A 12,378-nucleotide genomic window follows, 5' to 3' on the forward strand; every position below is an offset into this window, starting at 1 on the left:
AGCTCCCGGGCGATTTCTAAGGAGAACACACCATGGATACAGGTGGTTCCAAGGGTGGGATGAAGTCCGACATCAACGTCACGCCGCTTGTGGACATCGTGCTGGTGCTGTTGATCATCTTCATCGTGATCACCCCCGCCGTGAACAACGCAGTGAAGCTGCCGTTGTCCAAGCATGCTCCGAAGGTGGACCAGCAGCAGGACGCGGGCCAGAAGTACCTGACCCTCATGCTCACCTCGAAGCGCAATGACAAGTACGAAGTGATCGGTCCCGGCGCCGTCCTCATCGACGACAAAGACGCCAAGGACATGCGGTTCTACATCAACGACGAAGGCCAGCGCCAGCAGCTGGAGGACTTCATCAACAAGAACGTCTCGATGCTGAACGACAAGCGCGTGTTCGTGAAGGCCGACGCCGACCTGCCCTTCAAGTACATCAACGAGCTGTTCCAGTCCTGCCGGAAGGGTGGCGCCGACGAGGCGTCCATCGTGACCAGCGAGGACAAGGACACCAAGAAGGAAGGGGGTAACTGATGGATACCGGCGGCGCCAAGGGTAAAGCCAAAACCGATATCAACGTCACCCCGCTGATCGACATCGTGCTGGTGCTCCTCATCGTCTTCATCGTGATGGTGCCCGGTCTCAGCAAGGCCATGAAGGTGGTGGTGCCCCAGGTCGTCCAGACCGCCACCCCTCCCAAGCCCGATCCGAACAACATCCTGATCCAGGTGGATCAGGACGGCACGATGACCCTCCAGCAGGACAAGATCGACGCTCAGGGCCTCAAGGACAAGCTGCCCGACGCCGTGATGTTGCAGCCCCTCAACTACCGGAAGGTCTTCCTGAAGGTGGACGAGGACGTGAAGTTCCAGGCCATGGTGGACGTGCTCGACGCTGTCCGCGTCGCCTCGGAAACCGCCAAGAAGAAGTCCCTCGAGAACCTCGACAAGTTCCAGGGCCAGGATGGCGGCGACGTGAAAGTGGCCGTCTCCCTCAAGAAGCGCATCGTGGCAGCACCCGTCAGCTAGGTGCCCCCGATCCACATGGAAAGGGCCCTCCGGGGCCCTTTTTCATGCCCGCGCCCGGTGGCCCAGCACGGTGCCGTAGGCCACTCCGGCCACGGTGATGAGGACGCCCGCCAGCCCGGCGGCCGTGGCACGCTCGCCCAGCAGCGGCATGGCCAGGAGGTACTGGACGATGGGCAGCAGCTGGAGCCACACCGCCGCCTCCGATACCGACAGGGCCCCGTAGGCCTCCGACATCAGCATCTGCCCGCCGAGCGCGAGCAGGCTCATGAGGATGGCCAGCCCCCAGGCGCCCAGCCCGCCGGGCCATGGGGAGAGGGCGAAGGGCGCCACCACGGGCAGGCCCGCCAGGCAGAAGTAGAAGAAGATGGTCGCGGCATTCTCCGTGTGGCGCGCCGCCCGGATGGCGTTGGCGCTGGTGGCCGCGAAGACCGCCGCTGCCAGGGCCGCCAGCTCCCCCCTGCCCATTCCCACTCCCAGCCCTAGGCCCAGGTGGCCCTGGCTGAGCACCAGGACCACGCCCAGGGAGGCTGCCAGGATCGCCAGCCAGAGATGGATGGTGGGACGTTCCTTGAAGATCGCCAGCGACATCGCCACTGCGATCACCGGGAAGACGTTGTAGAGGATGCCCGCCTCGCCCGCCGGAATGTGGGCCAATGCGTAGAAATAGAGCACCACCACCGCGCCGCCCGAGAGGCCGCGGCTCACCAGCAGCCGGTAGTTGCTCGGCCGGTACAGCCCCGGAATCAGGGCGAAGGCCATGAGGCTCGCCAGGGCGCCCACCACGAAGCGCAAGACGGCCAGGTGGCCCGCCGAGAACCCCATGCCCGGCATCGTGAGCTTCCGCGCCAGGATGGCCATGAGGCCGAAGCAGAGCGCGGAGCCTGCCAACTCGGCACGGGCCACCATGCGGCGGCGGGAGTGGATGGCGGCTGGCGGGAGCATGCCCTCCATCCTGCCGGGAAAACCGCCCCCCGTCAGGGGTTGTAGGCGCCCTGCGGCAGGTTCAGGCCCGCGGTGTGGAAGGCCGAGGTCAGGGCCCCGCCCCGGAAGGCGCCACGGTCCGCCGCCTCCAGATGATCCAACAGGTGGGACAGGTTCGCCCCGCTGGGTACCGCGGGCACGCCCAGGTCCAGGGCCAGCTCGGGCAGGGTCAGGTCGTCCAGGAAGGTTCCCTCCTCCCGCACCACCGCGCCGCGCAGCGTGTACTGGTCGGTGGGTCCCGTGTGGGTGCGGAGGCTGGCGGAAGGCACCACCACCGCGTCCACCCAGTCCGTCCGGCCGCCCCGGTCCTGCCGCGTGGCGTGGGCCTCCCGATCGGCGTGGGCAGCGTACTTCAGGTCCTCACCACAAAGCAGGCCCGCCACGGTGACACTGTCGCCGAAGCTGAAGTTCCGGGCCGGCACCACGCGCAAGTGGCTGCCCACCGCGCGGTTCAGCTCGGCGGCCACGCGCGAGAGCGTGGGCGCGAAGCTCGATCCCGTCAGCAGCAGCACCCGCCGCCCCGCGAAACCCTTCGCCCGGGGGCTCTTGATGAAGCGCCGGCTGTGCTCCAGGAACCGGCGCACCAGGCCCACGCCGTTCTCCAGCTGGGCCCAGGAGCGTGAATAGAAAGCCCGCCCCGGCACCTCGATGCCCGCCCGGGTGAACCACTCGTCCGCCAGCAGCAGCCAGGGCTCGCCGTCGTTGGCCTTGGTGTACTTCCGCACCTCGGGCATCCATCGGGCCACCCACTCCCGCGCGAACTCCGCTTCCACATCCTGCACCACGGGCAGGTTCTCCCGGTGGGCCGTGAGCCCCACGGGGACGCAGGACAGGCTCAGGACGCTGCCCCTGCCCTCCTTCCGGCGCGCCCAGAGATCGTCCACGGTCTGCTGCCAGATGGCCCCATCGTTGAGCCCGGGCGCCACCACGGCCTGGGTGTGGACGTCGATGCCGCCCGCCAGCAGGCGATCGATCTTGCGGAGGATGTGGCCTTCTCTCGGATTGCCCACCACCTTCACCCGGGCCTCGGGATCCGTGGCGTGGACGGAGACGTGGATGGGGCTCAGGCGCTCGCGGATGATGCGATCCAGCTCGGCCTCGTCGCTGCTGGAGAGGGTCGTGAAGTGGCCGTAGAGGAAGGACAGGCGCACATCCTCGTCCTTGAGGTAGAGCGATTTCCGGAAGCCCTTCGGCATCTGGTGCACGAAGCAGAACACGCAGTTCTGCTTGCAGACCTTCACCTCGTCCTGGGCGAGGTCCACGCCGAGCCCTTCCCCGCCGTTCTCCACGACGGCCTCGAAGGTGCTGCCATCCGGACGCTGGACAACCAGGTCCGTCTCGTCCCGCTGGGTCACCAGGAACTGGTAGTTCAGCTGGTCCAGCACGGCCTCGCCGTTGATGGCCACCAGGGTATCCCCGGGCCGCAGACCAGCCTCCTCGGCCAGGCTGCCCGGCTCCACCGCGATGATCTGGACGCCTTTCTGGGCCAAGGGGACTCCATGCTCCGGATTCCCTGGCGGGAATCCGGAGATAGATTGTCTCATTGCGAAGGGATTATGGCTTTTCCTATTCTCCGGCCCGTCAGGCCAAGGCCCCGGTGGACCTGGCGTGAGCACCAAAGAACGAGCCCGGCTTGGCCGGGCTCGTTCGCGGGGGGCCGGGGGTGTTCGCGCAGCGCTGCGAAGCGAGGACCCCGGAGAAACGACTAGGCGGGAGTCTTGGCCTGCTTCCGCGCCTCCACCACCTTGTCGGCGTCCCGGCCCACCAGTTCCTGCAGGTGGTGGAAGGACCAGGTGAAGGAGCCGACACCCATGGTGAGACTGCGGAGCTCCACGATGACGTCGCTCATCTCGGCCTGCGGGATGTAGGCGGAGACCACGTCCCAGCCCTTCCATCCGGGCTTGGCGTCGAAGCCGAGGACTTGGCCTCCACGCCTTCCGGTCACCAGCCGCTGGGCCTTGGGCGTGTACTCGCTGGGGACGCTGATGTGGACCTCGGAGATGGGCTCCAGCAGCACGGGATGGCAGACGGGGGCGGCCTCGGTCATGCCGATGCGGGCGGCGGTCTTGAAGGCCATGTCGGAGCTGTCCACGGTGTGGTAGCTGCCGTCCACCAGGGCCACGTGGATGTCCACGACGGGGAAGCCCAAGGGGCCGCGCTTCATCCAGTCCACGACGCCGTGCTCGATGGCGCCGAAGAAGTTCTTGGGCACCACACCGCCGACGATGCGCTCCTCGAACTGGAAGCCGGTGCCACGCGGCAGGGGCTTGACCTCGAACCACACGTCGCCGAACTGGCCGTGGCCGCCGGTCTGGTGCTTGTGGCGCCCGTGGACCTTCGCGGCCTTCGTGAAGGTCTCGCGGTAGGGGACCATGGGCGGGTGGTGCTGCACATCCAGGCCGAAGCGGCTCTTGAGGCGGTCCAGGGCGCACTTGAGATGGACCTCGCCCTGACCCCAGAGGATGCGCTCCTGGGTCTCGGCGTTCTGCTCCACCTGGAGGGAGGCATCCTCTTCGCAGAGCTTCTGGAGGGCCAGCGACAGCTTCACGTCGTCGCCGCTCTTGGTGGTATGCAGGCTGAGGGCCAGCATGGGCTGGAGGGGCTCCGGCCAATCCAGGGCCACCTTCGCGGCAGGCGTCAAAGCTTCGCTCGTGCGGACCTCGTCCATGCGGCCCAGTGCCACCACCTCGCCGGCGGAGGCTTTCGTCTGCTTGATCTGCTGGGAGCCGAAGAGCTTGTTGATGCCGCTCACGCGGTTGCCCGCCAGGATGGCGCCGTCGGCCACTTCGCCGCGCCACACGCGGGAGATGCTCAGCTTGCCCACATGCTGGGCGTGAACGCTCTTGAACACCTGCACCAGCGTGTCCTTGCCTTCGGGAATGCCCAGTCGGGCCGCCGTGGCCTCCACCCGGGGAGCCTCCTCGCACAGGGCCTGGAAAAGGCGGCGCACACCCGCATCCTTGTCGGCGGAACCAAAATAAACCGGCACCAGCAGGTCGTCCCGCACATCCTTGGCCAGGTCCTCGGAGACTTCCTCCAGCGAAGGCACCACGTCGCCCAGCAGCTCCTCCATGAGGTGGTCGTCGAAGTCGGCGAGCTTCTCCAGCATGATCTGGCGGGTCTCGTGTTCCTCGGGCAGCACGGATTCGGGCATCTGCTTGAGGTCGGCATCCTTGCCCGCTTCGTACTTGTAGGCGTGCTCGCTGATGAGGTCCACATAGCCGGTGACCTGGTCGCCCTCCTTGATGGGGATCTCCACCAGCACCAGCGGGCGCTCGGAGATCTGCTGGAGCGCGTTGAGCACGTCCTTCAGCTTCCCGGCGCTGCCCGCCGCCTCCAGCTTGTTGATGAACATCACGTGGGGGATCTTGTGGTCATCGAGGAACTTCAAGGCGGGGGCGGCCATGAGGGCGCGGGCCGGATCGGGGTCGCACACCACCACGGCGATGTCCGCCGCCATGAGGGCGTGCACCGCCTCCTGGCGGAACTCGACAGAGCCAGGGCAGTCGATGAGAGTCCAGGCCTCGCCCTGGTACTCGCAGGAGGCCAGGCTGGCCTCGACGCTCATCTGGCGGGCCTTGGCTTCCATGGAGGCATCGCCGACGGTGGTCCCCTCCTTGACGGAGCCCTTGCGCGGCAGGGCGCCCGCCACGAAGAGGAGGCTCTCCATCAAGGAGGTCTTTCCGGAGAGGTAGGGGCCCACGATGGCCGCTACGCGTGGAGTTGACTGGGAATTGCCGCTCACAGTGCCTCCTGATTGTGGGTGTTGGATATCGACCGCCCCAAGTGTTCCGACCTGCCTATGCGCTGGCAACCCCAAAAAAAGCCGCCCGGGAAAAGGCGGCTTAAGTCACAACATGGCGGGAGTTCCGTTCAGTTCCGGAGGGGCTTCCCCGTTTTGAGGATGGCGTCCATGCGGGCCTGGGTCTTCTCGTAGCTGCAGAGGCGGGCGAAGGCCTGCCGCTCCAGCTCGAGGATGCGCTCCTCGGTGATCTCCTGGACAAGGCTCACGTCCCCGCCGCACAGGATGTTCGCCAGCTCGCCCATGATGACGGCATCGTGCTCGCTGGCCAGTCCCTGGAGCTGGAAGTCCTGGACGGCCAGCTTGAGGGCCTCGCTGCCGCCCCGGCCCGGCAGGCGCAGGGTGCGCTCCTTCACGGGCTGGAAGCCCGCGGCCATCTTCAGGACCTCCTGCTTGGCCTCATGGAGCAGGAAGGCCTTGTTCATCACGCGGCGGTCCGTGCGGCGCAGGTAGCCGTTGCGCTGGGCCTCGTCGAAGCTGGTGTTCACGTTGGCGGTCCCGATGAACTGGAAGGCGGCCTTCACCTTGGGCATGGGGCCCAGCTGGTTCTTCGCGGCCAGCGCGTCTTCCATCCGCAGCAGCATCTGGAGGCAGCCGCCGCCTGCCGGGATGACGCCCACGCCCACTTCCACCAGGCCGATGTAGAGCTCGGCGTGGCCCACGGCCCGCTGGCAGGCCATGGTCATCTCGCAGCCGCCCCCCAGGGCCAGGTTGAAGGGGGCCGCCACGGTCGGGAACGGCGCGTAGGTGAGCATGCGGCCGGCGTACTGCAGGCGCCGGGCCACTTCCTCGATCTGGTCGAACTGCTTGTCCTTGGCGGCGTTCAGCACCATCACCAGGTTGGCGCCGGCGCTGAAGTGCTGGCCCTGGTTGCCCACCACCAGGCCCTTGAACCGGCCTGGCACGTGCTTCTGGATGGTGTCCTCCATCAGCATGATGATGCCGTCGTCCAGGGCGTTCATCTTGCTGTGGAAGCTCAGGCAGGCCACATCGTCGCCCAGGTCGAAGAGCTGGCAGCTCCCGTTCTCGGCGATCACCTTGCCGCGGCCCTCCTCGCGCTTGAGGATGATCACGCGCTTGTCCTCGAGGATCGCGTCGTAGGCCAGGGTCTTGGGGTTGAGCTGGGCGACGGGGACACCGTGCTCCCAGCGGTAGAAGCTGGTGATGCCCTTGGCCAGCATCTGCTCCACAAGGGGCGGCACGGGCAGTTCCTCGAACGCCATGCGGGCCACGACCCGCTCGACGCCCAGGGTGTCCCAGGTCTCGAAGGGCCCCAGCTCGAAGGCGAAGCCGTTCTTGATGGCGCGATCCACGTTCAGGGGGCCGTCCGTCACTTCGCCCAGGCGGTTCACGGCGTAGATGAGGTTGGGCGCGATGCAGCGCCAGGCCAGGCGCCCGGCCTCGGTGTCGCTGGTGAGCAGCGTCTTCACCTTCTCGGCGGGGTCGTCGATGCCCTTCAGCTCCTTCAGGATCGGCCAGTCCCGCTTCACCTGGGGCACGTACTCGCGAGTGGCGGGGTCGAGCGCCAGGAAGGTCTTCTTGCCCTTGGCGTCCTTCGGGCCTTTCTTGAAGAAGCCCTGCTTCGTCTTGTTGCCCAGGAGCTTGTTGTCCAGCATGTACTGCAGGAACTCCGGGAACTTGAAGACGTCGCGGACCTCATCGTTGGGGCACAGGTCGTAGACGTTCTTGGCCGTGGCGGCCAGGATGTCCACCCCCGCCAGATCCGCCGTGCGGAAGGCGGCGCTCTTCGCCCGGGCGGCGGCATCGCCCAGCACCGAGTCCAGCACCTCGAAGGGGATCTCCTCCTTCAGGGCCAGCTGCAGGGTGGCCATGATGCTGTGGATGCCGATCCGGTTGCCGATGAAGGTGGGGCTGTCGAAGGCCGGTACCACTTCCTTGCCGAGAGCCTCCTCGAGCCAGGTGCGGAAGGCCAGGGCCTCCTTCTCGTCCACCTCGGGGCCCTTCACGAACTCCAGCAGGCGCAGGTACCGCACCGGGTTGAAGAAGTGGGTGATGACGAAGTGCTTGCGGAAGGCGTCGCTGCGGCCCTCCACCAGGAGCTTGAGGGGAATGCCCGAGGTGTTCGAGCTGACCCAGGCGCCGGTCTTGAGCTTGGGTTCCAGACGGCCGTACAGCTCCCGCTTGATGGCCAGGTCCTCCTTGACCACCTCCACCACCCAGTCGCAGTCCGACAGGCGGTCGAGGTGGTCGCGCAGGTTGCCCGGCCGGATCTTCTTGAGGAACGAGGCGTGCATGGCCAGGGCGGGCTTGGACTTCGCGAGGGCCGCCAGGGCCCCTTCCGCCAGCTTGTCCGGCGCCGCGTCGTCGATGACGATGTCCAGCAGCTCCACCTGGCAGCCCGCGGATGCGACGTGCGCCGCGATGCCCGAGCCCATCACGCCGGACCCGAGGACTCCGATCTTCTTGATGTTCATGTCCAACCTCCTGATGTCGATTCGCGTGGTTGGATCAGAGCTTCTCGATGATGGACGCGATGCCCTGGCCGCCGCCGATGCACATGGTGGCGATGCCGTACTTCCCGCCATCGGTCTCGAGGCGGTTCAGCAGGGTCGTCAGGATGCGCGCGCCGCTGGCGCCGAGGGGGTGGCCCACGGCGATGGCGCCGCCCCAGGCATTCACCTTCTTGGGGTCGTAGCCGCCCTCGCGGATCACCGCCAGGCTCTGGGCGGCGAAGGCCTCGTTCAACTCCATGGCGTCGATCTGATCGAGCTTGAGGCCGAAGCGGTCCAGCACCTTCTTCACGGCGGGCACCGGGCCGATGCCCATGCGGTCCGGCTCCACGCCGGCCACGGCCCCGCCGATGATGCGGGCGCGGGCCTTGAGGCCCAGGGACTTCGCCAGCCCCTCCTCCATCACCAGCAGGAAGGCCGCGCCGTCCGTGACGGGGGAGCTGTTGCCCGCGGTGACGTCGCCGCCCGCCAGGAAGGCGGGCTTCAGCTCGCCCAGCTTCTCCAGGCTGGTGTCGGCGCGCACGCACTCGTCCTGCTGGAGCGTGACGGGCTTGCCGTCCAGGCCCTTGGTCTCGAAGCGGACGACCTCCCGCTCGAACTTCCCGGCCTTCCAGGCGGCCGCGGCCTTCTGGTGACTCTGATAGGAGAACTCGTCCTGCTCCTTGCGGCTGATCTTGTATTCCTTGGCCAGGTTCTCGGCCGTGATGCCCATGGAGCAGTAGGCCTCGGGGTAGTGCTCGGTGAGGTAGGGATCCACGCTGGGGTTGAAGCCCATCATGGGCACCTTGGACATGCTCTCCACGCCGCCGGTGAGGAAGAGGTCGCCCTGGTTCGCCATGATGGCCCGGGCGGCCATGAGCATGGTCTCCTGGCTGCTGCCGCAGAAGCGATTGACCGTGGCGGCGCCGGCGGTGATGGGCAGCCCCGCCCGGAAGCAGATGAGACGGGCCAGGTTCATGCCCTGCTCGCCCTCGGGCATGGCACAGCCCACCAGCACGTCCTCCAGGCCCGACCAGTCCTTCAGCAGGGGCTTGATGGCTTCAATGACCACCGACCCGAGCTGCTCGGGTCGGGTGGCGGCGTAGGCGCCCTTGACGCCCCGGCCGATGGGCGTGCGCTTGGCTTCGACGATGACTGCGGATCGCATGGAACCTCCGGATGGGGACTCTCTGAAGAGCTGGGTTTGGGTGAGCCTAGCAGCCATGTGCGCCAGAGAAAGCACCTACCGTAGGTCGGGAATGGTCCTACCGTGGGTCGGGTGATGAGGGGGTCGCCAATCTCATCCCGTCTCCTTGACGGGGTTTGACGATGGACCGACCTTTTCCTGCCGCCGATCACTCGCCATGAGGGGGTCTGCCCCGCGATGGCTTGTGCAGGTTCGCTCCCGGGGAGGTTTCATGCCCCTGAAGGAGTCGTACCTCAGCCCCCGCCGCATCCTGACCGTGATTCTGGCCGGCGGGAGGGGGCGGCGCCTCCACGACCTCACGGACTGGCTCTCCAAGCCCGGTCTCGATTTCGGCGGCCGGTTCAAGATCATCGATTTCACCCTCTCGAACTGCGTCAACTCGGGCTTCCGGAAGATCGCCATCCTCACGCAGTACAACTCCCACCGGCTGCTGGAGCACCTCCACTTCGCCTGGAGCTTCCTCCCGGGGTCCCTCCAGGAGTTCGTCCACATCTGGCCGGCCCAGCAGGACTTGTCCAAGGAGGCCTGGTACAACGGCACCGCGGACGCCGTCTTCCGGAACCTGGACAACATCCGCCGCTACGACCCCCTGCATGTCCTCATCCTGGCGGGCGACCACGTCTACCGGATGGACTACAAGTACTTCCTGGCGGACCACCTGGACCACGACGCGGACCTGACCATCGCCTGCCTGCAGGTGCCACGCGTCTCGGCCAAGGGTTTCGGCATCGTCCAGGTGGACGATGCCGATCGGGTCCATGCCTTCGTCGAGAAGCCGGCGGAGCCGCCGTGCATCCCGCACCACCCCTCCCATTGCCTCGCGAGCATGGGGATCTACCTGTTCAGGGCCCCCTTCCTCTTCGAGGAGCTGGAGCGTGATGCCCGGGAGGAGACCGGCCACGACTTCGGCCACGATCTGATTCCGAGCCTCGTGAGCCGCGCAAAGGTGTTCGCCCACCGGTTCGAACGCAGCTGCGTGCCCAATGAGGCCAGCCCAGAGCCCTACTGGCGGGACGTGGGCACGGTGGATGCCTACTGGGAGGCCAACATGGATCTCGTCTCCGTCCGTCCCGCCTTGAACCTGTACGATGCCTGCTGGCCCATCTTCACCCGCCAGGAGCAGCTGCCCCCGGCCAAGTTCGTCCTCAGCGGCGCCACCCGGCAGGGCTATGCCATCGGAAGCATGGTCTCCACCGGCTGCATCATCTCCGGCGCCCATGTCCGCAACTCCCTGATCTCCACCCAGGTCCGGGTCCACTCGAACAGCCGCGTCGACGAATCCGTGATCCTCCCCTTGGCCGACATCGGCCGCCGCGCGCATCTCAGGCGGGTGGTCGTCGACCGCGGCTGCCACATCCCGGCGGGTCTGACCGTCGGATTCGATCCTGAAGAGGATGGCCGCCGGTTCTACCGAACCCCCAACGGGGTCACGTTGATCTCCCAGGCGATGATCCAGCGGCTGGGGACCTGACGCATGCGGATCCTCTTCTCTGGCACGGAACTCTATCCCCACGTGACGGTCGGCGGGCTGGCGGACGTGATGGCCGCCCTCCCCTTGGCCCTGAGGGCCCGGGGCGCCGATCTGCGCCTGCTGCTCCCGGGATTCCCGGCCCTCCTCCAGGCGGCGGCCCCGCTGGCGCCGATCCGCCAGCTGCCGGACCTCATGGGCGGTGGCGGCGCGCGGCTGCTCCTCGGCCGCACCCCCGCGGGCGTTCCCGTCTACCTGCTGGACCAGCCTGCCTTCTTCGGGAGCGGGCCTCCCTACGAGGATCGGACGGACACGCCCCGGCGGTTCGCGGCACTGTCCTGGGTCGCGGCCCGGCTCGCGAAGGAGGGCGACGACGGCTGGTGCCCGGACATCCTGCACGTCCATGACTGGCCGGTCGCCCTCGCTCCGGCCTACCTGGCCTTTGAATCCGGCCCCCGCCCCTCCGCCCTGCTCACGATCCACAACCTGGCCTACCAGGGCATCTTCCCGAAAACCCTCCTCCCGGACCTGCGGCTTCCCCCGGAACATTTCACTCCGGACGACCTGGAGTACTACGACCAGATCTGCTTCCTGAAAGCAGGACTGGTCCACGCCGACCGCATCGGCACCGTGAGCCCCACCTATGCCCGGGAGATCCAGGATCCGTCGAAGGGCGGGCTCCACGGCCTCCTCGCCTCGCGGGGGCGGGACCTGGTCGGCATCCTGAACGGCGTGGATGGCGGCGTGTGGACGCCCTCCGGAAACCTCCACCTGGCCTTCCCCTACGACCTGGACCGCCTGGACCGGCGGGCGCTCAACAAGGCGGCCCTCCAGCGGGAGCTGGGACTGCGGGAGGATCCGGATGCGCTCCTCCTCGCCATCGTGAGCCGCTTCGCACCCCAGAAGGGGCTCGACCTCGTGCTGGAGGCTCTGCCTCGCCTGGCGCGCCTCGGCGCCCAGCTGGCGGTCCTGGGCCAGGGAGACGGGGCGCTGGAGGCCGCTTTCCGCGCGGCGCCGCGTCGCTACCCAGGACGCGTCGCAGCGCGCATCGGCTACGACACCGGCCTCTCCCACCGCTGCTACGGCGGCGCCGATGCGATCCTCGTCCCCAGCAGAGAGGAGCCCTGCGGCCTCACCCAGCTCTATGCCCAGGCCTATGGGGCCCTGCCCCTGGTGCGGCGCACCGGCGGCCTGGCCGACACCGTCCTGGATCCGGACGACTCGCGACCCGGAGGCCCTCCTGCGACGGGCTTCGTGTTCGAGGAGGCCACGGCCGGGGACCTGGGTGACGCCTTGGACCGGGCCTGCGCCCTGTACCGGAGCGACCCCGCCGCCTGGCGGACCATGCAGCGAGCGGCCATGGGCCAGGACAGGAGCTGGGACCGTCCGGCCCAGGCCTACCTCGATCTCTACGGAGAGATGGCGGCGCGGAGAGGCTGATCC

At 67.5% G+C, this 12,378-nt stretch carries 9 protein-coding genes; 4 read left to right on the forward strand and 5 right to left on the reverse strand.

Features of this window, described 5'->3' with window-relative positions:
- Nucleotides 1-32 precede the first annotated feature (32 nt).
- Together MLE42_RS11085 and MLE42_RS11090 are read left to right on the forward strand one after the other, a co-directional pair.
- Nucleotides 33-533 (forward strand): ExbD/TolR family protein, encoded by a 501-nt coding sequence (locus MLE42_RS11085; RefSeq protein ID WP_243287948.1) that lies wholly within the window; start codon nucleotides 33-35, stop codon nucleotides 531-533.
- Nucleotides 533-1,027: an ExbD/TolR family protein gene (locus MLE42_RS11090; protein ID WP_243287949.1), complete on the forward strand. Its 495-nt coding sequence runs from the start codon at nucleotides 533-535 to the stop codon at nucleotides 1,025-1,027. The genes MLE42_RS11085 and MLE42_RS11090 overlap by 1 nt, the downstream gene beginning before the upstream one ends.
- A 42-nt stretch (nucleotides 1,028-1,069) precedes the next feature.
- Here the strand turns inward: MLE42_RS11090 and MLE42_RS11095 are convergent, their stop codons facing one another.
- The 5 genes from MLE42_RS11095 to MLE42_RS11115 all read right to left on the reverse strand — a co-directional run bounded on the left by MLE42_RS11095 (nucleotide 1,070) and on the right by MLE42_RS11115 (nucleotide 9,428).
- Nucleotides 1,070-1,969, reverse strand: a complete 900-nt coding sequence (locus tag MLE42_RS11095) for a DMT family transporter (protein WP_243287950.1) — start codon at nucleotides 1,967-1,969, stop codon at nucleotides 1,070-1,072.
- Nucleotides 1,970-2,001: 32 nt separating this feature from the next.
- Nucleotides 2,002-3,498, reverse strand: a complete 1,497-nt coding sequence (locus MLE42_RS11100) for a DUF512 domain-containing protein (RefSeq protein WP_243287951.1) — start codon at nucleotides 3,496-3,498, stop codon at nucleotides 2,002-2,004.
- A gap of 215 nt (nucleotides 3,499-3,713) precedes the next feature.
- Nucleotides 3,714-5,753, reverse strand: a complete 2,040-nt coding sequence (locus tag MLE42_RS11105) for an elongation factor G (RefSeq protein WP_243287952.1) — start codon at nucleotides 5,751-5,753, stop codon at nucleotides 3,714-3,716.
- Between the two features lie 128 nt (nucleotides 5,754-5,881).
- Nucleotides 5,882-8,245, reverse strand: coding sequence for a 3-hydroxyacyl-CoA dehydrogenase/enoyl-CoA hydratase family protein (locus MLE42_RS11110; RefSeq protein ID WP_243287953.1), 2,364 nt, complete (start codon nucleotides 8,243-8,245; stop codon nucleotides 5,882-5,884).
- A 34-nt stretch (nucleotides 8,246-8,279) separates the two neighbouring features.
- Nucleotides 8,280-9,428, reverse strand: coding sequence for a thiolase family protein (locus MLE42_RS11115; RefSeq protein ID WP_243287954.1), 1,149 nt, complete (start codon nucleotides 9,426-9,428; stop codon nucleotides 8,280-8,282).
- Nucleotides 9,429-9,678: 250 nt separating this feature from the next.
- Here MLE42_RS11115 and glgC point away from each other — a divergent pair, with 250 nt between their 5' ends.
- Nucleotides 9,679-10,938 carry a glucose-1-phosphate adenylyltransferase gene (gene glgC, locus MLE42_RS11120; protein WP_243287955.1) on the forward strand — a complete coding sequence of 420 codons (1,260 nt, stop codon included), beginning with the start codon at nucleotides 9,679-9,681 and terminating at the stop codon, nucleotides 10,936-10,938.
- 3 nt (nucleotides 10,939-10,941) lie between these two features.
- The gene (gene glgA / locus MLE42_RS11125; RefSeq protein ID WP_243287956.1) at nucleotides 10,942-12,375 is read left to right on the forward strand and encodes a glycogen synthase GlgA; all 1,434 of its coding nucleotides are present in this window, start codon (nucleotides 10,942-10,944) and stop codon (nucleotides 12,373-12,375) included.
- Nucleotides 12,376-12,378: the final 3 nt, after the last annotated feature.

The sequence above is a fragment of the Geothrix terrae genome, from assembly GCF_022808775.1.
GTDB lineage: Bacteria > Acidobacteriota > Holophagae > Holophagales > Holophagaceae > Geothrix > Geothrix terrae.